Source organism: Phyllobacterium sp. 22229, from assembly GCF_052056495.1.
GTDB lineage: Bacteria > Pseudomonadota > Alphaproteobacteria > Rhizobiales > Rhizobiaceae > Phyllobacterium > Phyllobacterium myrsinacearum.
Genome location: NZ_JBQEPA010000006.1, coordinates 151324 through 172304, shown reverse-complemented (window position 1 = coordinate 172304; position 20981 = coordinate 151324). Strand labels below are relative to the sequence as shown.

Annotated in this window: 19 protein-coding genes and 1 tRNA gene; 13 read left to right on the top strand and 7 right to left on the bottom strand. The window is 61.7% G+C overall.

Annotation, left to right across the window (positions count from 1 at the left end; genetic code table 11):
• Positions 1–105: 105 nt before the first annotated feature.
• Genes ACTJJ7_RS09520 through ACTJJ7_RS09510 form a run of 3 tightly spaced genes read left to right on the top strand, consistent with a single transcriptional unit; the run spans position 106 to position 2845 of the window.
• A complete protein-coding gene (locus ACTJJ7_RS09520; RefSeq protein ID WP_105734061.1) occupies positions 106–798 on the top strand; it encodes a glutathione S-transferase family protein in 693 nt (230 codons plus the stop codon).
• Positions 798–1976: a tRNA epoxyqueuosine(34) reductase QueG gene (gene queG, locus ACTJJ7_RS09515; RefSeq protein ID WP_440966730.1), complete on the top strand. Its 1179-nt coding sequence runs from the start codon at positions 798–800 to the stop codon at positions 1974–1976. The genes ACTJJ7_RS09520 and queG overlap by 1 nt, the downstream gene beginning before the upstream one ends.
• Positions 1976–2845: an SDR family oxidoreductase gene (locus ACTJJ7_RS09510; protein WP_130271601.1), complete on the top strand. Its 870-nt coding sequence runs from the start codon at positions 1976–1978 to the stop codon at positions 2843–2845. The genes queG and ACTJJ7_RS09510 overlap by 1 nt, the downstream gene beginning before the upstream one ends.
• Positions 2846–2852: 7 nt before the next feature.
• On the opposite strand, the gene ACTJJ7_RS09505 is transcribed toward ACTJJ7_RS09510, so the two are convergent.
• Positions 2853–3893: a zinc-dependent alcohol dehydrogenase family protein gene (locus tag ACTJJ7_RS09505; RefSeq protein WP_440966728.1), complete on the bottom strand. Its 1041-nt coding sequence runs from the start codon at positions 3891–3893 to the stop codon at positions 2853–2855.
• 158 nt (positions 3894–4051) lie between these two features.
• Between ACTJJ7_RS09505 and mepA the strand changes: the two genes are divergently transcribed.
• From mepA to ACTJJ7_RS09455, 10 genes are all read left to right on the top strand, one after another.
• Positions 4052–5041: a penicillin-insensitive murein endopeptidase gene (gene mepA / locus ACTJJ7_RS09500; RefSeq protein ID WP_440966854.1), complete on the top strand. Its 990-nt coding sequence runs from the start codon at positions 4052–4054 to the stop codon at positions 5039–5041.
• Between the two features lie 133 nt (positions 5042–5174).
• On the top strand, positions 5175–5567 hold the full coding sequence (locus ACTJJ7_RS09495) for a methylglyoxal synthase (protein WP_105734065.1): 393 nt from the start codon (positions 5175–5177) through the stop codon (positions 5565–5567).
• Positions 5568–5611: 44 nt separating this feature from the next.
• Positions 5612–6640, top strand: a complete 1029-nt coding sequence (locus ACTJJ7_RS09490; protein ID WP_105734066.1) for a glucokinase — start codon at positions 5612–5614, stop codon at positions 6638–6640.
• A gap of 166 nt (positions 6641–6806) precedes the next feature.
• Complete coding sequence (locus ACTJJ7_RS09485) at positions 6807–8642, top strand: ABC transporter ATP-binding protein (RefSeq protein ID WP_105734067.1); 1836 nt, start codon at positions 6807–6809, stop codon at positions 8640–8642.
• On the top strand, positions 8639–9463 hold the full coding sequence (gene dapB / locus ACTJJ7_RS09480) for a 4-hydroxy-tetrahydrodipicolinate reductase (RefSeq protein ID WP_105734068.1): 825 nt from the start codon (positions 8639–8641) through the stop codon (positions 9461–9463). The genes ACTJJ7_RS09485 and dapB overlap by 4 nt, the downstream gene beginning before the upstream one ends.
• Before the next feature lie 27 nt (positions 9464–9490).
• Positions 9491–10111 carry a 2,3-bisphosphoglycerate-dependent phosphoglycerate mutase gene (locus ACTJJ7_RS09475; RefSeq protein ID WP_105734069.1) on the top strand — a complete coding sequence of 207 codons (621 nt, stop codon included), beginning with the start codon at positions 9491–9493 and terminating at the stop codon, positions 10109–10111.
• Between the two features lie 192 nt (positions 10112–10303).
• A tRNA-Leu gene (locus ACTJJ7_RS09470) sits at positions 10304–10388 on the top strand.
• A 195-nt stretch (positions 10389–10583) separates the two neighbouring features.
• Positions 10584–11678, top strand: coding sequence for an agmatine deiminase family protein (locus ACTJJ7_RS09465; RefSeq protein WP_440966726.1), 1095 nt, complete (start codon positions 10584–10586; stop codon positions 11676–11678).
• Positions 11679–11787: 109 nt separating this feature from the next.
• Positions 11788–11967: a hypothetical protein gene (locus ACTJJ7_RS09460; RefSeq protein ID WP_130271428.1), complete on the top strand. Its 180-nt coding sequence runs from the start codon at positions 11788–11790 to the stop codon at positions 11965–11967.
• Positions 11968–12050: 83 nt separating this feature from the next.
• Positions 12051–13577: a UxaA family hydrolase gene (locus ACTJJ7_RS09455; protein ID WP_130271426.1), complete on the top strand. Its 1527-nt coding sequence runs from the start codon at positions 12051–12053 to the stop codon at positions 13575–13577.
• A 71-nt stretch (positions 13578–13648) separates the two neighbouring features.
• Here the strand turns inward: ACTJJ7_RS09455 and ACTJJ7_RS09450 are convergent, their stop codons facing one another.
• The 6 genes from ACTJJ7_RS09450 to uxaC form a co-directional block, all read right to left on the bottom strand.
• Positions 13649–14494 carry an ABC transporter permease gene (locus ACTJJ7_RS09450; protein ID WP_105734073.1) on the bottom strand — a complete coding sequence of 282 codons (846 nt, stop codon included), beginning with the start codon at positions 14492–14494 and terminating at the stop codon, positions 13649–13651.
• Positions 14495–14496: 2 nt separating this feature from the next.
• Positions 14497–15399, bottom strand: a complete 903-nt coding sequence (locus ACTJJ7_RS09445; RefSeq protein WP_105734074.1) for an ABC transporter permease — start codon at positions 15397–15399, stop codon at positions 14497–14499.
• 8 nt (positions 15400–15407) lie between these two features.
• Entirely contained in the window at positions 15408–16475 is a 1068-nt protein-coding gene (locus ACTJJ7_RS09440; protein WP_130271424.1) for an ABC transporter ATP-binding protein, read from the bottom strand.
• Between the two features lie 61 nt (positions 16476–16536).
• Complete coding sequence (locus tag ACTJJ7_RS09435; RefSeq protein ID WP_440966852.1) at positions 16537–17715, bottom strand: ABC transporter substrate-binding protein; 1179 nt, start codon at positions 17713–17715, stop codon at positions 16537–16539.
• 119 nt (positions 17716–17834) lie between these two features.
• Positions 17835–19316, bottom strand: coding sequence for a mannitol dehydrogenase family protein (locus ACTJJ7_RS09430; RefSeq protein WP_440966723.1), 1482 nt, complete (start codon positions 19314–19316; stop codon positions 17835–17837).
• A 23-nt stretch (positions 19317–19339) separates the two neighbouring features.
• A complete protein-coding gene (gene uxaC, locus ACTJJ7_RS09425; RefSeq protein WP_440966722.1) occupies positions 19340–20740 on the bottom strand; it encodes a glucuronate isomerase in 1401 nt (466 codons plus the stop codon).
• Positions 20741–20981: the final 241 nt, after the last annotated feature.

Sequence of the window (20981 nt, the reverse complement as noted above, 5' to 3'; positions counted from 1 at the left end):
TCACGCCGCGGTTGCGCCTATAGGTTCGCATAGACTCAAGGGCTGGCGAGCAATACGCTGCCCCCTGATAAAATGCCAGTTCGAAAGATTTATGAAACACCTGCCATGTTGACGCTTTTCCATCATCCGATGTCCACCGGTTCGCGCTATGCCCGGCTTATCCTCAACGAATATGATATTGAAGTTGAGCTGATCGAGGAAAACAGCTGGTCGAGGCGCAAGGAGTTTCTGGCGCTCAACCCTGCCGGTACGCTGCCTGTGCTGCTGGCGGAAGGCGATGTTCCCGTTGCCGGCGCCACGGTGATTTCCGAATATATCGATGAGACGCGCGGCGCCCTCAAGCGCAGCCGCCGCCTGTTTCCCGAGGACTCGCTCAACCGCGCCGAAGTGCGCCGCCTGGTCGACTGGTTTCTGATCAAGTTCGAAAATGAAGTGACGCGGCACATGGCGCGCGAGCGCATTTTCAAACTGCACATGACCGCCGAACAGGGCGGCGGCGCACCGGATTCCACCGCTATCCGGGCCGCCCGCGCCAACATCACCCAGCACATGAAATATATCGACTGGCTGACCGCAACGCGCAACTGGCTGGCCGGGCCGACGCCGAGCTATGCCGACATGGCCGCGGCCGCGTCGATTTCCATTCTCGACTATCTCGGCGAGATCAAGTGGTCTGAATACAAGGCCGCACGCGACTGGTACACGCGCATGAAATCGCGCCCCTCCTTCCGCCCGTTGCTGGCGGACCGGGTGCGCGGCCTGCCGCCATCATCGCATTATGGCGATCTGGATTTCTGATGCTGCCCGCGGATGCAAAAGCCGCGACACGTTCAGGGCCAAAGGCGCAGCCGCAGCGGCTGAAAGAATTCATCATGGAGGAGGCGCGGGCCGCAGGCTTCGACCTTGTCGCGATCACGCGGCCGGATGCCATTCCGCTCGCCGAAGAGCGCTTGCGCCACTATCTGGAGAAAGGCCGCCACGCCAGCATGGCCTGGATGGCGGAAACCGCCGAACGCCGCGCCAATCCCCAGACGCTATGGCCCGACGTGCGCTCGATCATCGTGCTGGCGATGAATTACGGCCCGGACAGCAATCCCCTGGAAATCCTCGCCCGCAAAGACAAGGCGGCGATTTCGGTCTATGCGCAGAACCGTGACTATCACGATATCATCAAGGGCAAGCTGAAGGGCGTCGCCAGCCGGTTTGCTTCGCGGGCCGCGGGTGAAAACGTCAAGGTGTTCGTCGACACGGCGCCGGTGATGGAAAAGCCGCTCGCCGAGGCGGCCGGTCTGGGCTGGCAGGGCAAACACACCAATCTCGTCAGCCGCAGCCATGGCTCGTGGCTGTTCCTGGGCACCATCTTCACCACGGCTGAACTGGAGCCGGACGGGCGGGAAGCCGATCATTGCGGCTCCTGCCGGGCCTGTCTCGACATCTGTCCGACCAATGCTTTCCCGGCACCCTACCAGCTCGACGCCCGGCGCTGCATTTCGTATCTGACCATCGAACACAAGGAGCCCATTGCGCCGGAATTCCGCAAGGCCATGGGCAACCGCATCTACGGCTGCGACGATTGTCTCGCAGTCTGTCCGTGGAACAAATTTGCTGCGACGGCGCGCGAAGCCAGGCTGCAGGCGCGTGACGATCTGAAAGCCCCGGACCTTGCAACCTTCCTCGCGCTTGATGACGCCGCGTTCCGCACACTCTTCTCCGGTTCGCCGGTCAAGCGCATCGGCCGGGACCGCTTCCTGCGCAACGTACTGATTGCCAGCGGCAATTCCGGACAACCCGATCTGGTTGCGCTGGTCGAGCGGCATCTCGACGATCCCGCTCCCATCGTGCGCGGCGCCGCCGTCTGGGCCCTCGGGGAGCTTGTCGATGCCGCGCATTTTGCTACTCTGCAAATACGCTACGCTGCACAGGAAAACGATGCCGGCGTACTGACCGAATGGCGCAATGCAGGAAAGAAACAATGATGCGGATTTTTCTCTTCGGGGCAGGTTATTCCGCCCGCGCTTTCGCCCGGATCATGGCCGGCACAACGGATTTCATCGGCGGAACGACACGTGACAGCGACAAGTTTGCGGCGCTCAAGCAGGATGGCATCACACCGTTCCTGTTTCAGGGTACCCACGCATCGCAGGAGATCGTCAGCGCGCTGGAAGAGGTGACCCACATCGTCATTTCGACATCACCGGGCCAGACCGGCGATCCCGTTTATGCACAGTTCGGCGAAACGATCCGCTCCGCCATGCCGAAACTCCAATGGATCGGCTACCTCTCTACCGTCGGCGTCTATGGCGATTATGGCGGCGCCTGGGTCGATGAGACCACGCCGTGCCATCCGGTTTCGGCACGCTCGGTCGAACGGGTCGATGCCGAACAGGACTGGCAGAAACTGGCCGATGCGCGCAAGGTACCGCTGGCGATCCTGCGTCTTGGCGGCATTTACGGGCCGGGCCGCAATGCATTCGTCAATCTTGCCAATGGCACGGCGCGCCGCCTCAACAAGGCGGGACAGGTATTCAACCGCATTCACGTGGACGACATCGCCGGAGCCCTGCATTTTCTCGCCGGGCGCAATGAAGGCGGCGTGTTCAACATCACGGACGACGAGCCCGCACCGCCACAGGATGTGGTCGCCTATGCCGCCGAGCTGATGGGCATCGAACCGCCGGCCGAAACCCATTTCGAAACCGCGGAACTGACACCCATGGCGCGGTCGTTCTACGGCGAGAACAAGCGCGTTTCCAACGCGCGCATCAAGAAGCTCGGCTTTGCCTTCCGCTATCCCGACTATGGAACGGCTTTCTCGATGATGTGGCGCGACGGGAGCTGGCGCTAGCCACGCTCTAAAACCGCGTGACCACGCTGATGCCGGTTCCCTCGAACCGGTCCATCGCCATCAGGGCCGCTGGCGCATCATCGAGGGCAATCCGCTTGCCGATCAACCTTTGCGGGGCCAGCTTTCCCTGCTCCAGCATGTCCATCAGCGCCTTGTAGCGAAAGGCCTGCATGCCATGGCTGCCAAGGATTTCCAGCTCATAGGCGATGACCTTGTCCATCGGGATCGGGGCGCGAGCATGATCGCCCAGCATCAGCCCGACCTGCACGTGGCGGCCGCGGCGGCGCAGATTGGCGATGGAATTGAAACAGGTCGAGGGATGGCCAAGCGCATCGATGGAGACGTGAGCCCCGCCCTTGGTGATCTCCTTGACGGCGCCAACGATATCCTGCTGCTGCGATCCGTTCACCGTGGCAACCGCGCCAAGCTCCCGCGCAAAGGCAAGTTTTTCCTCGGTCAGGTCGACCGCGATCACATTGGCGCCCATGGCGGTCGCGATCATGATCGCCGACAGGCCGACACCGCCGCAACCGTGGACAACAACCCATTCGCCGGGCTTCACCCTGGCCTGATCGACCACCGCCCGGAACGAGGTCACGAACCGGCAGCCAAGGCTTGCCGCCGTGGCGAAATCCAGCGTATCGGGCAGACCGACCAGATTGGTATCGGCAAAATCCACCGCGACATATTCGGCAAAGGAACCCCAGGCGGTGAAGCCAGGCTGGAACTGGTGTTCGCACACCTGATGATTGCCGGAGTTGCACTCGAAACAATGGCCGCAGCCGCCAACAAACGGCACGGTGACCCGGTCGCCGATCTTCCACTGGGTAACGTGGCCGCCGAGAGCCTGAACCGTTCCGGCAAGCTCGTGGCCGGGCACGTGCGGCAGCTGGATATCGGGGTCATGCCCCATCCAGCCATGCCAGTCGCTGCGGCACAGTCCCGTCGCTTCGACCTTGATGACAACACCCGTCGGAGCCGGAACCGGATCGGCCACCGTGCGGATCGATGGGGCTTGGCCGAATTGCTCGAAGACGACTGCTTTCATGACATGGGCCTCCATTCGAATCAGGTCGAGGCACGCACCTCATTGGCATATTGCGACTTTCGCGCGAATCTGGCCATCATAAAGCCCGGATTCCCGCCGCAAATTTGCGGGAATAGCCTCTCGTTTGGTGGACAGCGGTCATGAAATCAAGAACCCTGATGCGTCTTGCACTAACGGCACTCCTGTCTTTTTCCGCAGTGACAAACGTTTTTGCCGAGGACGGTCCGGCCAAGCAGCTCTTCGGTGCGGTCAAGCTGCCGACGCTCGGCGCGCCGCAATCGGCAGGATTTTACGCCAAGGGCTGCCTTGCCGGCGGCGTGGCGCTGCCGGTCAACGGCCCGACATGGCAGGTCATGCGCCTGTCGCGCAACCGCAATTGGGGACATCCGCGGATGATTGCCCTGCTGGAACGGCTGTCGCGGGACGCCGCCGCCAAGGATGGCTGGCCGGGTCTGCTGGTCGGCGACATCTCGCAGCCGCGCGGCGGCCCGATGCTGACAGGCCACGCGTCGCACCAGGTCGGTCTCGACGCGGATATCTGGCTTACCCCCATGCCCAATTACCGCTTCACCAATGACCAGCGCGAAAAGGTGGAAGCCAGGTCCATGCTGAAGGGCGATACGCTCTATGTCGACCCGAACAGATGGACGCCAGCTCATGCGGCGCTTTTGAAGCGGGCCGCGAGCTATGACGAGGTGGAGCGCATCTTCGTCCATCCGGGCATCAAGAAAAAACTCTGCGAGACCGTACAGGGGGACCGCAGCTGGATGGCCAAGATCCGCCCCTATTGGGGGCATTTCTATCACTTCCATGTCCGGATCAAATGTCAGCCCGGCTCGCCCAACTGCAAGCCGCAGGAGCCCATCGGGACATCCGACGGTTGCGACAAGTCCCTGGCCTGGTGGTTCACCGACGAGCCATGGCGCAAGGCGCCCGAGCCGGAGAAGCCGGTCAAGCCCAAGATCATGATGCTGTCGGACCTGCCGAAGGCCTGCGCACAGATCCTGGATGCGCCGGGACCGCAATCGGCCGATCAGGTTACCTACGGTCTTGGAGCAAAGGCGGCGGCGGGCAGCGATGTCCCGGCTGTCGTGCCGGATCAGCCGCCGGCCGTCCCCCTGCCCAAACAGCGGACAAAGACCAAATAGACATCCGGACACACCGCCCGGCAGTGGCGGGGCGGCACCGGTTCAGGTCTTTTTTGTCTGCAGTCTTTTCAGGCGGGCGCGAATTGAGTATAGGGTTTCAATCGATTTAAGGTCAGGACCAGAGCACCTCTTGATGCAGCAGCCTTTTCGCCTCGCGCTGATCGCCCATGACCAGAAAAAGGATGACATGGTGGCTTTCGCGCGCGCCTATGAAAGCCTGCTCGCGCCCTGCTCCATCGTCGCCACCGGAACCACCGGCGGACTGATCATGGAGGCCTGCCCGTCCTTGCAGATCACGCGGGTCAAGAGCGGCCCGCTCGGCGGCGACCAGCAGATCGGTGCGCTCATTGCCGAAGGCCTGATCGACGGCCTGATTTTCTTTGTCGACCCGCTGTCGCCCATGCCGCACGACGTGGACGTGAAGGCGCTGATGCGGCTCGGCATCGTCTATGACATTCCGATGGCCTTGAACCGGGCAACCGCCGAGGTTCTCGTGCAAAAGAAGGGTTTGCTGCGCGCCGATTGACGGTTAAGCATGGCGCAGCACGATTGAGATTGGGGACGGAATTTATGGTTACTTCTGCAGACACCGATTGCATCATGAAATTTCCAATCCTGGTTGGAGATATCGGTGGCACCAATGCGCGTTTCGCCATTCTTGTCGATGCCTATGCGGAACCGAAAGAGTTCCCCATCATCCAGACGGCGGACTTTGAAACCATTGACGAGGCGATCCAGAACGCCATCCTCGATCATACGTCGATCCAGCCGCGCTCGGCGGTCCTGGCCATTGCCGGGCCGGTGGAAGGCGACGAGATCGACCTGACCAACTGCGCCTGGGTGGTCAAGCCGCGCCAGATGATGGAAACCCTCGGCCTTTCCGACATCACCGTGCTCAACGATTTCGAAGCGCAGGCGCTGGCCGTCGTGTCGCTGGAGCCCAAACACCTGGAAAAACTGGGCGGCGGCGCCGGGGACCCGCATGGCAGCCGCGCTGTCCTCGGACCCGGCACCGGCCTTGGCGTTGCCGGCATGGTGCGCTCGCGCAACAGCTGGGTTCCCGTACCGGGTGAAGGCGGCCATGTGGACATCGGCCCGCGCACGGCGCGCGATCTCGAGCTCTTCCCGCACATCGAACACATCGAGGGGCGCATCTCAGGCGAACAGCTTTTGTGCGGCCGCGGCCTGCAGAACATTTACCGCGCGATCTGCAAGGTTGCCGGGACGCCGGCCACGTTGCAGAGCCCTGCCGACATCACCGCGGCAGGCCTTTCCGGCGAATCCGCCGAGGCAAAGGAAACCCTGTCGCTGTTCGTCACCTATCTCGGCCGTCTTGCCGGGGATTTCGCACTGACCTTCATGGCACGCGGCGGTGTCTATCTCGCCGGCGGCATCGTCCAGAAAATCGTGGAACCGCTGAAACACCCGTCTTTCCGCGAAGCTTTCGAAGACAAGGCACCGCATCGCCAGATCCTGACCGAGACGCCGGTCTACATCATCACGCATCCGCTTGCAGCGCTCAGCGGGCTGTCCGCCTTCTCGCGCACGCCCACCCGCTTCGGCGTGGCAACCGAAGGCCGCCGCTGGCGCAAGGATTAGACTTTTCGTGGAGACGCCAGGGCAACACCTGTCCTGTCCCGTTCACGACGATGGCCAAAACCGATAGGCAAGGCGGATCAATAAGGTTATAGGGTCAGCTTGAAGAAGGGCGCGATCACTCGAAACCGTTGCCTGAACGCTTGATACGAACGAGTTGCCGTCCGTCATGAATGATCAGACCAAGAAGAAGAAAATCGATCCGAACGAAGCCATGCGGGTTATCCGCAGGGTTTGGAATGAAAACGCACGCGAGCATCGGTCATCCTACGCCATTGCCATTCCCGCCATGCTGGCTGTTGCAGGGACGACGGCATTTGTTGCCATCATCTTCAAGGAAGTCATCAACGGAATTTATTATGACCGCCGCGCTGATCTCATCACAACGATCAGTCTGAGTGTTCTTTTTGCCTTCATCATTCGCGGTGTCGCTACTTATATCCAATCCGTCACCATGGCCAAGATTGGCAACAATATCGTTGCACGGTATCAGCAGAAAATCTTTGACCACCTTATGAAACTTGGCCTCGATTTCTATACGGATACCCGTTCGGCCCAGCTTGCGGCGCGGATCAACCAGAACGTGGCTGGTGTGCGCGAACTTCTCGATGTTGTCGTTACCACAATCGGCAAGGATATTCCCACGCTTCTGTCGTTGATAGCGGGCATGATTTATCTTGATCCGTTTCTGTCGCTTCTGGCCCTGCTGATCGGCCCACCAGTAATCCTGGCGGTGCGTTATCTGTCAAAGCGCCTGCGTAGCATTCATCGTGAATCTGTTACGTTGAATTCGCATCTGCTCGGAGCAATGCAGGAATCCACACAGGGTATTGCCATCGTCAAGGCTTTTACCATGGAAGATCAGCTTCGAACCAAGATCAGTGACCTGATAAAACGTGTAGAGGAACGCGCCAACAAGATCGCTCGCGTTTCGGAACGTATAACACCATTCACTGAGCTGATCGCTGGCGTCGCGATAGCGTCGATGATTGCCTATACGGGTTATCGCGCGGTTTACGACCAGCAGCCGCCTGGCGCCATGTTCAGCTTCATGACCGCCATGCTTCTTGCTTATGATCCCATCCGTCGTCTGGCACGCGTTCAGGTCGGTCTGGAAAAGTCGCTGGTCAATGCGCGGATGGTCTTCGAGATTCTTGATGTGGAACCGCGTCAGGCGGACAGCATTGGCGCGGTGCCCATTACCGTCCCGACGGGCGAAGTGCAGTTCGACAATGTGCGCTTCAGCTATGGCAATGATGTGCCGGTGCTGCACGGCATCAGCTTTACCGCAGAAGCCGGCAAGACCACGGCCATCATCGGCGCTTCCGGTGCGGGCAAATCGACCCTGATCGGCCTCATCCAGCGCTTCTATGACATCGACAGCGGCCGCATTCTCATCGACGGGCAGGACATTGCCTATGTCAGCAAGAAATCCCTGCGCCAGTCCATCGCCTATGTCTCGCAGCAGCCCTATCTGTTCGAAGGCACCATTGCCGACAACATCCGCTATGGCCGTCCCGATGCCACCGATGAAGAGGTGATCGAGGCGGCAAAGCTGGCCAATGCCGACGAGTTCATCCGCCTGCAGCCGCAGAGCTACGGTACCGAGGTTGGCGAGAACGGCGCGACCCTTTCCGGTGGCCAGCGCCAGCGCCTGTCCATCGCCCGCGCCCTTGTCCGCAATGCGTCCATTCTCCTGCTCGACGAGGCCACCTCGGCCCTCGACAATGAATCGGAAAAACGCGTGCAGCAGGCGCTGGAACACGTGATGCAGGGCCGCACCACCATCGTCATCGCCCATCGCCTGTCGACCATCGTCAATGCCGACCATATCGTCGTCATGGAAGCCGGGCGCATCGTCGAGGAAGGCGTGCACGAAACCTTGCTCGATGTGCCGAACGGCATCTATGCGCGCTTCTATCAGTTGCAGGGCAAGGAAGAGTCGACCATCATCGACGACAACAGTGACATGCAGCCAACACCAGTGACAGGAACGGCCGAATGAGCGGAACACCGGAAATGAAGCTTGCAGTTGTCGGCGCCGGCGGCCGCATGGGCCAGACGCTGATCCGCGCGATTCAGGCCATTGACGGGGCTGTGCTTGCCGGCGCGATCGAGCGCCCCGGCTCACCGCATATCGGCCTCGATGCGGGCGAACTTGCCGGCGTCGGCCATCTCGGCATCCCGGTCACCGACGACGCGCTGTCGGTCTTTGTCGGGGTTGAGGGCGTGCTTGATTTCACCGCTCCGGCCGCGACGGTCGCCTTTGCCGAACTCGCCGCCCAGGCGCGTATCGTCCACGTGATCGGCACAACCGGCTGTTCGCCTGATGATGATGCCAAGATCCGTGCGGCGGCGCGGCATGCGGCCGTGATCAAATCGGGCAATATGAGCCTTGGCGTCAATCTCCTCGGCGTGCTGGTCAAGCAGGCTGCCAAGGCGCTGGGTGCGGATGATTTCGACATCGAGATTCTGGAAATGCACCACAAGCACAAGGTCGATGCCCCGTCCGGCACGGCATTGCTTTTGGGCGAAGCAGCCGTCGCAGGCCGCAATGTGTCGCTGGCCGACCACAGCGTGCGCGTGCGTGACGGGCATACCGGCCCGCGTGAAGACGGCACGATCGGCTTTGCCTCGCTGCGCGGCGGTTCCGTCGTCGGCGATCATTCGGTCATCCTGGCCGGACCGGGCGAGCGGATCACCCTGTCGCACCATGCGGAAGACCGCACGATTTTTGCCCGTGGCGCCGTCAAGGCAGCGCTCTGGGGCAAGGGCCGCAAGCCGGGCCTCTATTCCATGCTCGACGTGCTTGGCCTCAACACCTGACTTTTCCCGTTCAACAGGAGTATTGCAATGTCCGGAACCCTCGTCCTTGTCCGTCATGGCCAGAGCGAATGGAATTTGAAGAATCTGTTTACCGGCTGGCGCGATCCGGGCCTGACCGAGCTTGGCCACAGCGAAGCCAAGGCCGCGGGCCAGCGGCTGAAGGCGAAGGGCCTGCATTTCGATATCGCCTACACATCGGTGCTGTCACGCGCCCAGGTGACCCTGCAGCACATCCTTGACGAGGTTGGCCAGCCGGGGCTTGAGACGATCCGCAACCAGGCGCTGAACGAACGCGACTATGGCGACCTCTCCGGCCTCAACAAGGACGATGCGCGCGCCAAATGGGGCGAGGACCAGGTGCATATCTGGCGCCGCTCCTACGATGTGCCGCCGCCCGGCGGCGAAAGCCTGCGCGACACGGGCGCCCGCGTCTGGCCCTATTACCTGCATGACGTGCAGCCACACGTGCTGCGCGGCGAGACGGTTCTGGTGGCGGCGCACGGCAATTCGCTGCGCGCCCTCATCATGGCGCTGGAAGGCCTGACCAGCGAAGAGATCATTGCGCAGGAGCTGGCGACGGGCGTGCCGATTATCTACACGCTCAACGCTGATTCGACAGTCGCATCCAAGGAAATCCTGACCGCCTGATCCGGCGGCGTTTGCCTGTGATTCGCATGAACCCGCGCCGGGACACCGGCGCGGGTTTGTTGTTTGTGCTGGTCTTTTCAGCCTTATTTGCGGGTCTTTGCCGCAACTGAGACACCGGAATGAGAATAGGTCGATAAATACCCGACAAATGGATTGACAGAGTTCCGCCCGCCCCTTACATGAGACCCCGCTGCCCAGATGGCGGAATTGGTAGACGCGCACGGTTCAGGTCCGTGTGCCGCAAGGCGTGGAGGTTCGAGTCCTCTTCTGGGCACCATTTCCCATTCGTCCGACGTATACCAACGTCCATGGATGATCAGAAAAGCCCCGGTTTCCCCGGGGTTTTTTCTTGTCTATCATTCACCCGCGTTCAGGATGCTTTGGCATCTGCCCTCATTTGCATCACCAAAAGGCCACACATGGCCCCGATAGACGCGGTTTGACAGTGTGAATGGAACCGAAGGGGATAAACATGGCAGTCCGTCGCAGCATATTGAAAGCGGCCGTCGCTATCGGATTCACCGGAATGATCGGCAGAGGCGCAACCATGGCATTTGCAGCCGATGACACGTGGCATATGCCCGACGAGGGCGATCCGCACACGGCGACATGGATGGCGTTTGGCCCGAGCGAAGACGTATGGGGCAAGAAGCTCCAGCGCGGCGCGCAGACCAATCTTGCCGCGATCGCCAAGGCCATCTCCGCGCATGAACCGGTCAATATGCTCGTGCGGGCGGAAGACCGCGACACGGCCGAGCGCCTGTGCGGCGATGCGGCGACATTGTTCGTGCACGAGATCGATGATCTGTGGATGCGCGATACCGGGCCGGTCTTCGTCAAGAACGGCGCCGGTCAGCTGGCCGGCGTTGACTTCAACTTCAACGGCTGGGGCAGCAAGCAGGACCACAGCGGCGACGCGGAAGTTGCGGAATTTGTCACCGGCAAGACGAAGGTGGAGACACTGCGCACCAAACTGGTGCTGGAAGGCGGCGGCATTGAAGTCGATGGCAAGGGCACGGCAATCATCACCGAGAGTTGCGTCCTGAACAAAAACCGCAATCCCGGCGTGAGCAGGGAACAGTGCGAAGAGGAGCTGGGGCGTCTTCTCGGGCTGAAGAAGATCATCTGGCTGCCGGGTATCAAGGGCAAGGACATCACCGACGGCCATACGGATTTTTACGCCCGCTTCGTCAGCCCCGGTGTCGTGGTTGCCGGTCTTGACACGGATCCGACCTCTTATGATCACGCCGTGACCAAACGGCATCTTGAACTGCTCAAGGAAGCGACCGACAGCGCCGGGCAGAAATTGCAGGTGGTTGTCATTCCCGGCCCCGGCAGCGTGCGGCCGCAGTTCGAGAACAAGGAATTCGCAGCCGGCTACATCAATTTCTACCTGTGCAACGGCGCCGTCATCGCCCCTGAATTCGGGGACAAGAAGGCTGACAATTTCTGCCGTGACGCGCTGCGGGATGTCCTGCCGGGGCGCGAGATCGTGCAGCTTAACATCGATGCGATCGCCGCCGGCGGTGGCGGCATCCACTGCACGACCCAACAGCAGCCTGCATGACGCCATCGTGGCGCCTGCAGGCGCACGCGCCATTGCGTGCAAAGCTGTTTCCGCCGGGCCTCCGGCATGCGATACTCCAACCGCGAAGGCTTCAGCGGAGTATCAATGCATGATCCGGCTTATCATCATTCTCGCACTGCTCATTCTGGTCCTGTTCCTGATCTACAGCATCATCAACAGCATCCGCACGAAGCAGATCGACTGGACCGGCATCGGCGTCACGCTCGCCTTGATCATGCTTGCCCTCTATCTGCGCGGCGTGACCGGGATCGGCGGTGTCGGCTTCTGAAAATCAGGCGCTGCGTGGTCACCTTGACACATTGCAACCTCTTGTCCGGCGAATTAATATATCAGTCTACTCAGGAGACTTTTATGGACACGCTCACATCCCCACGCCATCTGCGCCTGCACACCTCCGACAATGTGGTGGTGGCGGTGGATGCCTTTCAGGCCGGACAGCATGTGGAGGACGTGACCGTCAGGGACCGCGTGCCGCGCGGCCATAAACTTGCATCAAAGCCCATTGCGCTGGGGGAACCTGTGCGCAAATTCGGCCAGATCATCGGCTCGGCGTCCAAACCCATCGCCCCGGGCGAATGGGTGCACGAACACAACCTCGATTTCAGCAGCTTTGCCCGCCAGCCGGACAGCAGCCACGAAACCCATGCGGGCGCCATCCTGCCGGTTGAGCAGCAGGCGACGTTCCAGGGGTTCCGCCGGGCCAATGGCCGCGCGGGCACCCGCAACTATATCGGCGTGCTGACCTCGGTTAATTGTTCGGCATCGGTTGCCCGCTTCATCGCCGAAGCGGTGCAGCGCTCCGGACTGCTCGACGATTACCCGATGATCGACGGCATCATTCCGCTCGTGCATGGCGGCGGCTGCGCGCTCGATGTCAAGGGTGAAGGCTACGAGGTGCTCAAGCGTACCCAGTGGGGCTATGCCACCAATCCGAACATCGCCGCGGTGCTGATGGTCGGCCTTGGCTGTGAAGGGTTTCAGATCGGCCGCTGGAAGGAAGCCTACAACATCGTTGAAAGCGATACGTTCCGCAGCCTGACCATTCAGGAAGTGGGTGGCACGCGCAAGACCATGGAAGCCGGCATTGCCGCCGTGCGCGACATGCTGCCGACGGCAGCCAATGTGAAGCGCGTGACCATTCCGGCATCGGAACTGATGCTGGCGCTGCAGTGCGGCGGATCCGACGGCTATTCCGGCATCACCGCCAATCCGGCGCTGGGCGCGGCGGTCGACCTTCTGGTCAAGCAGGGCGGCACCGCCATCCTGTCGGAAACGCCGGAGATTTACGGAGCCGAGCATCTTTTGATCGAACGCGCCTCCAACCCGGAAGCGGTGACGCGGCTGCAATCCATCATTGCCTGGTGGGAGGATTACACCGCCCGCAACCGGATGGAGATGAACAACAATCCCTCCCCGGGCAACAAGGCGGGCGGACTGACCACCATCCTGGAAAAATCGCTGGGCGCGGTCGCCAAGTCGGGCACCACGCCGCTGGAAGCGGTCTATGGCTACGCCGAACCGGTGACGGCGCGCGGCCTCGTGTTCATGGACACACCTGGCTACGATCCCGTCTCGGCCACGGGACAGGTGGCGGGCGGCGCCAATATCCTCTGCTTCACCACCGGACGCGGTTCGGCCTATGGCTGCAAGCCGACGCCGTCGATCAAGCTTGCCACCAACACCCCCATGTATACCCAGATGATCGAGGACATGGATATCAATTGCGGCGATGTGCTCGATGGCGTGTCGATCGAAGACAAGGGCCGCGAAATCTTCGAGCAGGTGCTGCGGGTGGCCTCGGGCGAGCGCAGCAAATCCGAACTGCTCGGTTATGGCGACGCGGAATTCGTGCCCTGGCAGATCGGCGCCACCATGTAGTCTCCGGGCTGCGATATCAGCAAAAACGGGAGCCGATGGCTCCCGTTTTCATATCCAGCGCATGATCGGGATCAGGCGGCCGATTGCTGCTGCTTGGCCCGGGCGACGATCTGCGTCGGATTGACGAAGCGCAGCGCGATGAGCAGCCAGACCAGCGTCGTCACCATATAGACGACCGCCATGGCATCGATGGACTGCACGGCGCGCACTCCGGATGCGAAGACCGAGTAGTACAGCGCGACCACCAGCGTCTGGCTGGTCGGGCCCGCCGTGAGGAAGGTCAGCTCGAACATCGCCACGGTGCGCACGAGGACCAGCAGGAGCGAGGCGAGAATGCCCGGCAGCAGCATCGGCATGAGCACGTGCAGGAACAGACGGAACGTGCCGGCGCCGAAGACGCGGGCTGCCGCCTCCACCTTGGGATCGATCTGCTCGATGAACGGAATCATCACCAGGATGACGAAGGGAACCGTCGGCACCAGATTGGCGAGAACCACACCCCAGAACGTACCGCCGACCCCCGCCTGGTAGAGAACCGTTGCCAGCGGGATGCCGAAGGTGATCGGCGGCACCAGCAGCGGCAGGAGGAACAGAAGCATGATGAGTTTCTTGCCGGGAAAATCGCGCCGCGCCAGCGCATAGGCCGCCGTGACGCCGAGCAGGCCGGACAGGGCAACCACCGTGAAGACGATCTGGAACGTGACGATCAGGACATCGCTGAGCTGGAATTCCGCCCAGGCGGTAAAATACCATTTCGTCGTCCAGCCCGCCGGCAGCCATGTGCCGAGCCAGCGGGTTCCGAAGGAGGAGATGATCACGGTTGCGATCATCGCCAGGAGGTTGACGATGAAGAAGCCGACCACCACCCAGACGGCGGTGATCCAGAGTTTTGCGCCAATGGTTGTATCGCGGATCATGGTCAGCCCTTTCCGCCGGCGGTCGAGCCGCGATAGAAGAGATTGCGAATGGCGAGGATCGCCACGACGATGGCCAGCTGTACCGCCGCCATGATCATGGCGATGGCCGATGCCATGGAATAATCATACTGCTCGAAGGCCGCCTGATAGGCAGCGATGGAGATAACGCGCGTCGGCCCCGCCGGAGCGCCGAGCAGCACCGCCGAGGGGAACACCGCGAAGGCCTGCACGAAGGACAGGCAGAAGGCGATGGCCAATCCCGGTATGAGCAGCGGCAGCAGGACAAAACGGAAGCGCTGCCAGCTCTTTGCGCCGTGCGTCGCCGCCGCCTGTTCCAGCGCCGGATCGATGCCGGTGACATAGGACAGGGTCAACAGGAAGGTGAAGGGAAAGCCGGTGATGATCAGCGAGGAAAACACACCCCAGTAATTGTTGGTGAGCTTCAAGGGCCGGTCGATCATTCCCAGCAGCATCAGCGTCCGGCTGAACCAGCCCTGCGGCCCCAGATAGTTGAGAAGCCCTTCGGCGACAAGCACGGTGCCAAGCGTCACCGGAAGCACCAGAATGGTTGTCAGCAGCCGCTGACGGGTCATCAGGCGCACGCGGAAGGCAATGGGCAGCGCCAGGGCAATGCTGATGACCGTCACGGGAACCGCAAGCCAGAGCGTGGTCAGGATCGTGTCGTAGAGGAAGGGATCGGAGAAGAACTTCTGGTAGTTGGCAAAGATCCCGCCTTCCTTCGGCGTGAAGGACAGGATCAGCCCGTAAATGAAGGGATAGACAAACACGGCCAGCAGGAACAGCACCGCCGGGAGAACAAGGATCGTCACGCCGTCGATGCCGCGCAGGGCGAGACGCTGACGCAGCGACAACCGGTCATAGACTGGGGGAGAGGAGACAGCCATGCCGGGCCTCACGCCGCGAAGGCCAGCGCGCGCGCCGGATCGATTGCGAGCCAGATGGAACTGCCGAGCGCCGCTGTCTGCGGCGCGTGGAACACCAGTTCCAGCCCTTCGGCGGTGCGAGCCGTGCCGACGAATTCGCGGCCGCGATATTCAATGGTCTCGACCACGGCTTCCACCGTATGTTCCGAGCGCTGGCCTGCCTCCACATCGTCGGCGCGCGCGGCAATGACGGCCGCATCGCCGGTTTTCAGACTGTCGCGCGCGGTGCCGCTGAGCGTGGCATTGCCGACGGAAACGCTGACGCGCGCGCCGTCGACGGAGACGACCTTTCCGGTCAGCCGGTTGCGGTAGCCCATGAACTCGGCGACATCGAGATGATCCGGACGCTCATAGAGATCGCTCGGCGCACCCACCTGCCGGATTTCGCCATCGCGCAGGACAACGATACGGTCGGCCAGCGACAGCGCCTCGTCCTGATCGTGGGTGACATAGATCGTGGTCGCCCCGAGCTGGTTGTGGATGCGGCGGATTTCGGCGCGCATCTCCAGCCGCAGCTTGGCGTCGAGATTGGAGAGAGGCTCATCCATCAGCACCAGCGGCGGCTCGATGACGATGGCGCGGGCGATGGCCACGCGCTGCTGCTGGCCGCCGGAGAGCTGGCCCGGCAATTTATGCCCCTGGCCCTGCAGACGCACCAGATTGAGCGCTTCCTCGACCCGCTTGTCGGTTTCAGCCTTGGCGACATTGCGCATCTTCAGGCCGAAGCCGATGTTCTGGCGCACCGTCATATGCGGAAACAGCGCATAATTCTGGAACACCATGCCAAAACCGCGATCCTCGGGCTTGAGCGTATCGATGCGCTTGTCATCGATGAAAATACCGCCGCCTGTCGTGGCGAGCAGGCCGGCAATACAGTTGAGCGCAGTGGATTTGCCGCAGCCGGAGGGGCCGAGCAAGGCGATGAACTCGCCCTTGCGGATGGAAAGCGACACGTCCTTCAACGCATTGTGCGCACCAAAGGCGCGGCTCATGCGGTCAAGACGGATTTCCTGGAATGGCGATGACGCCAGCAGCATGGGATACCTCATAATTGCGCGCCATCCGGGTTGCCCCGGATGGCGCTATTGCATGCATCGATCAGGATTTCTTGCCGGCGACTTCTTCGTCCCAGCGGCGGAAGGCGACAACCATGGCGGCCGGATCGAGCGGAACCTCGATCGGGTTGTTGGCGATCCAGTCGGCATATTCCTTGCGGCCGAATTCGGCCAGGGCATCCTGGCTTTCCTTCGGCGCCATGGAGAGCGGCACGTCCTTGACCGCGGGGCCGGGATAGAAATAGCCCTGATCATAGGTATAGGCCTGCTGTTCCGGCGTGAGCAGGAAGCTCATGAGGTCGAGCAGCACGGCGAGTTTTTCCTCGGCAATGCCCTTCGGCACGCACATGTAATGCGCATCGGCAACCCAATGGAAACCCTTCAGCGGCGCGACGGCGGCTTCCTTCGGCACCACGCCGAGCACCCGCGGATTGATGTCCCAGCCGGTGGTGGAGACGGTCATGTCGCGTGTGCCTTCGCCGAGTTCCTTCATCAGCGCGCCGGTGCCGGTCGGGTAATACTCGATATATTTGTGCAGTTCCTTCAGATACGCCCAGGTCTTGTCCCAGCCCTTGACTGGATCGTGCGGATCGCTGTCGCCAAGCAGATAAGGCAGCCCCATGAGGAAGGTCCGTCCCGGACCCGAATTGGCCGGGCGGGCATAGAGGAACTTGTTGGGATTTTCCTTGGCCCAGGCCAGAAGCTCCTCGACGGTCGTTGGAACCTTCTTCACGCGGTCCGGCATATATTCAAGCAGCGGCCCGGAGGGATAATAGGTCACGACAACGCCGTGATCCTTGCCCAGCGCCAGCATCCGGTGCGCCGGCTCCTGGTAGATGGCTTTCAGATCGGGCAGCGACGCGGAATGATCCGGCAGCAGCTTGACCCACAGGTCCTGCTCCAGGCCCGCGGACAGGGCATCGGTTCCGGTCAGGACCAGGTCGATATCAAGCCGGTTGGCCGCCTGCTGCGCCTTCAGCTTCCCCGGAAGTTCCGGCGCAGGCGCCTTGGTGAAGGTGATCTTGGAAACGAGATTGGGCTTGGCAGCCGCATAGTTCTCAATGGCCTTCTGTGTCAAGGCGAGATTGCCGGCGACATCGGCGACATTGAGCGTAATGGGGGATGTCGGCAATGCTAGCTTCCCCTGTGCAAAGAGACGTGTTGCCGGTAGCGTTGCCAGAGCGGCCAAGCCGCCAATGGCTTGCCTGCGCGTGATGCGGATCATTGTCTTCCTCCCAATTATTCCCGGTTTAGCGATCGGCGGCCATCCTTGGGCCGCTCATTTTTACTACTTGATATATTAATCTATCAGTTTCAGATAGCAAGCGCTTTCGCCCCGCTTCAAAACCCGGCCACCGTCCGGGCCGCGCCTTCACCCATCAATTTTACCAAAGCCTTGCCAACGGTATCGCGAAACGCAGCGCTTTCCGGCAGATCGCTGCCGAAAATCTGCTCCATGCCGAGATAGGCCTGCAAAAGAGCCGGTGCCGATGTCTTGCCGGCGGTGCGGGCCTTGAATTCATCGGCCAGCGGATCGCGCACATCGATCGGATTGCCCTGCTCGTCGGTACCCGTCGCATAGCGCATCCAGCCGGCGACACCCAGCGCCAGCCGGTCAAAGGGCGCATTCTCCTTGAGCCGCACACGGATGGTGTTGAGCAGCCGCTGCGGCAGTTTCTGCGACCCGTCCATGGCGATCTGCCATGTCCGGTGGCGCAAGGCCGGATTGCGGAAGCGCTCGCGCAGCTGCCTTTTATAGGCGTCAAGGTCGAAGCCGGGCAGCCCCGGCAGGGCCGGGGTGATCTCCTCGTCCATCATCCGTTCGATCAGCGCGGCAAAACCTTCTCCCGCCATGGCGTCGGACACGGTTTCATGGCCGGCGAGATAACCGAGATAGGCCAGCGTCGAATGACTGCCATTGAGCAGGCGCAGCTTCATCAGCTCGAACGCGTCGACATCCCCAACGAAGGTCACACCGGCCTTTTCCCAGGCCGGGCGCCCGGATGGAAAATGATCCTCCACCACCCATTGGCTGAACGGTTCCGTCATGATCGGCCAGCGGTCGGCAAGCCCGGTATCCCGGGCGACAGCGTCGCGGTCCGCATCGGTTGTGGCGGGCACGATCCGGTCGACCATCGTCGAGGGAAAGGCGACGTTCTCCCGGATGAACGCAGAGAGTTCCGCATCCCGCAAGGCGGCGAAGCGCGTGACCACCCGCTTCAGGGTCTGCCCGTTGGCCGGAAGGTTGTCGCAGGACAGAAGCGTGAACGGCGCGGTGCCATTGGCGTGCCGCCGGGCCAGTGCCTCGACGATGAAGCCGATGGCCGAGCGCGGTGCCGCGGGATGGGCCAAGTCATGGACAATATCCGGATGATTTTCATCGAGCGAGGCGGAAGCAGGGGAATAGCAATAGCCCTTTTCCGTGACTGTCAGCGAAACGATCCGGACAGCCGGAGCCGTCATGGCATCCAGCAGGGCCTGCGGGTCTTCCGGCGCGACCAGTACATCGCCGATGCTGCCGATGACCCGATAGCTGCTGCCACCGGCATCGCGCACGGCCACCGTATAGAGCCCGCCCTGCGGCTGCAACGCGTCGCGCGTATCGGCGCTGCGCAGCGATGCACCCAGAATGCCCCACCTGGTATCCCCCGATGCAAGCACGCTGTCCGTATAAACCGCCTGGTGGGCGCGGTGAAAGGCCCCGATGCCCAAATGCACGATGCCGGTCTCAACCGCACCGCGGTCATAGGCCGGCGTGGCAACACCGGCGGCAAGACGCGGCAGGCTGGCGGGGGAAAGATAGGTCTGGTCGGCGTGCGCCATCGGGCAATCTCGTCTGTTCTGTTTCAAAGACGGTAGGCTTGTTTGGCCAGCCGGTAACTCAGATCGTGGGCAATCGCATGCGCCTCATCCTCGTCCAGCCGGTGGTCGGCGACAAGCCGCGCGAGATAAGCGCAATCCACCCGGCGGGCCATGTCGTGGCGGGCGGGGATGGAAAGATAGGCCCGCGTGTCATCGTTGAACCCGACGGTGTTGTAGAAACCGGCTGTCTCGGTGGTCAGTTCGCGGAACCGGCGCATGCCTTCCGGGCTGTCGTGGAACCACCAGGCCGGTCCAAGCCGCAGGGCGGGATAGTGTCCGGCAAGCGGCGCCAGTTCGCGGCTGTAGCTAGTCTCATCCAGCGTGAAGAGAATGAGGGTCAGGTGCGGATTGTTGCCGAAAGCATCGAGCAGCGGCTTCAGCTCTTCGACATAACCGGTCGAGCGCGGAATATCCGCCCCCTTGTCGGGACCGAAACCAGCGAAAACGGTCGCGTTGTGGTTGCGGAAGGAGCCCGGATGCAGCTGCATGACCAGCCCGTCGTCAATGCTCATGCGCGCCATTTCGGTCAGCATCTGCGCGCGGAAGAGATCGGCATCGGCATAGGAAACATCGGGCCGCAGAACCCGCTCGAACAGCGCCGCGGCATCGGTGACGGACAGGTTGGCCGTGCGTGCGCTGGGATGGCCGTGATCGCTTGAGGTGGCGCCCCGTGCCTTGAAATAGGCGCGCCGGTTGCGGTGCGCCTCAAGATAGCCCTTGTAGTTCAGCGATGTTCCGGCAAGGGCAATGAGCCTTTCCACATTGGCGCGGAAATCCGCCCGCGATGCGTCAATCACCGCATCGGGCCGGTAGGCGGGAATGACGCGCCCGTCCCAGCCTGACTTTCGGATGATATCGTGTGCCGCAAGGTCATCTGTCGCCGCATCGGTCGTCGAGATCACTTCGATGCCGAACTGCTTGTAGAGCGCACGCGGGCGCATTGCAGGCTCGTCGAGCTTGCCGGCAATACGATCATAGCTCTCGTCGGCATTGCCTTCGTTCAACCGCTCGGTGATGCCGAACACCGTTTCCATGGCGTGCTCGAACCACAGGCGCGATGGCGTGCCGCGAAACAGATGCCAATATTTGGCAAACAGCCGCCAGATCGTGCGCCCGTCGGTTTCGACAGGCCCGCCATCGTGGCGCGGCACGCCCAGATCCTCGAGCTTGACGCCTTGAGAATACAGCATGCGGAAAATATAATGATCGGGCTTGACGAAGAGGCTGGCCGGATCGGGAAAGGCCTCGTCATGCGCGTACCACAGCGGGTCCGTATGACCATGCGGCGAGATGATGGGCAGGCGCTCGACTTCGCAAAAGAGCCGCCGCGCGATGGAGCGCGCATCGGCTTCGATGGGGAAAAGTCGATCTGGGTGGAGAGGCATGATCGGTCCTTGCTGTCATCTTCGGCACCGGCCGATACACCATGGGTGGGTGGAACGGAGCCGCAGCCGTAAAATTGCCCCTGTCGAGGCGTCTTTTCGCATCGCCAGCCGCCACGGGTGTCTTGTGAACATTCGGCTTTTGCGATCTTGGCGAAGAGTAAATAATAATATATTAGTATGTCAACTGGATCGATGTGCCCTGAAATCGTTTCCCACGCGGCTTTGGCACTATGATTTCGCG

Excerpts from the sequence above, each read along its gene's own strand:
- ACTJJ7_RS09520 (WP_105734061.1), top strand. The coding sequence starts at position 106 with ATGTTGACGCTTTTCCATCATCCGATGTCCACCGGTTCGCGCTATGCC.
- queG (WP_440966730.1), top strand. The coding sequence starts at position 798 with ATGCTGCCCGCGGATGCAAAAGCCGCGACACGTTCAGGGCCAAAGGCG.
- ACTJJ7_RS09510 (WP_130271601.1), top strand. The coding sequence starts at position 1,976 with ATGCGGATTTTTCTCTTCGGGGCAGGTTATTCCGCCCGCGCTTTCGCC.
- ACTJJ7_RS09505 (WP_440966728.1), bottom strand. The coding sequence starts at position 3,893 with ATGAAAGCAGTCGTCTTCGAGCAATTCGGCCAAGCCCCATCGATCCGC.
- mepA (WP_440966854.1), top strand. The coding sequence starts at position 4,052 with ATGCGTCTTGCACTAACGGCACTCCTGTCTTTTTCCGCAGTGACAAAC.
- ACTJJ7_RS09495 (WP_105734065.1), top strand. The coding sequence starts at position 5,175 with ATGCAGCAGCCTTTTCGCCTCGCGCTGATCGCCCATGACCAGAAAAAG.
- ACTJJ7_RS09490 (WP_105734066.1), top strand. The coding sequence starts at position 5,612 with ATGGTTACTTCTGCAGACACCGATTGCATCATGAAATTTCCAATCCTG.
- ACTJJ7_RS09485 (WP_105734067.1), top strand. The coding sequence starts at position 6,807 with ATGAATGATCAGACCAAGAAGAAGAAAATCGATCCGAACGAAGCCATG.
- dapB (WP_105734068.1), top strand. The coding sequence starts at position 8,639 with ATGAGCGGAACACCGGAAATGAAGCTTGCAGTTGTCGGCGCCGGCGGC.
- ACTJJ7_RS09475 (WP_105734069.1), top strand. The coding sequence starts at position 9,491 with ATGTCCGGAACCCTCGTCCTTGTCCGTCATGGCCAGAGCGAATGGAAT.
- ACTJJ7_RS09465 (WP_440966726.1), top strand. The coding sequence starts at position 10,584 with ATGGCAGTCCGTCGCAGCATATTGAAAGCGGCCGTCGCTATCGGATTC.
- ACTJJ7_RS09460 (WP_130271428.1), top strand. The coding sequence starts at position 11,788 with ATGATCCGGCTTATCATCATTCTCGCACTGCTCATTCTGGTCCTGTTC.
- ACTJJ7_RS09455 (WP_130271426.1), top strand. The coding sequence starts at position 12,051 with ATGGACACGCTCACATCCCCACGCCATCTGCGCCTGCACACCTCCGAC.
- ACTJJ7_RS09450 (WP_105734073.1), bottom strand. The coding sequence starts at position 14,494 with ATGATCCGCGATACAACCATTGGCGCAAAACTCTGGATCACCGCCGTC.
- ACTJJ7_RS09445 (WP_105734074.1), bottom strand. The coding sequence starts at position 15,399 with ATGGCTGTCTCCTCTCCCCCAGTCTATGACCGGTTGTCGCTGCGTCAG.
- ACTJJ7_RS09440 (WP_130271424.1), bottom strand. The coding sequence starts at position 16,475 with ATGCTGCTGGCGTCATCGCCATTCCAGGAAATCCGTCTTGACCGCATG.
- ACTJJ7_RS09430 (WP_440966723.1), bottom strand. The coding sequence starts at position 19,316 with ATGGCGCACGCCGACCAGACCTATCTTTCCCCCGCCAGCCTGCCGCGT.
- uxaC (WP_440966722.1), bottom strand. The coding sequence starts at position 20,740 with ATGCCTCTCCACCCAGATCGACTTTTCCCCATCGAAGCCGATGCGCGC.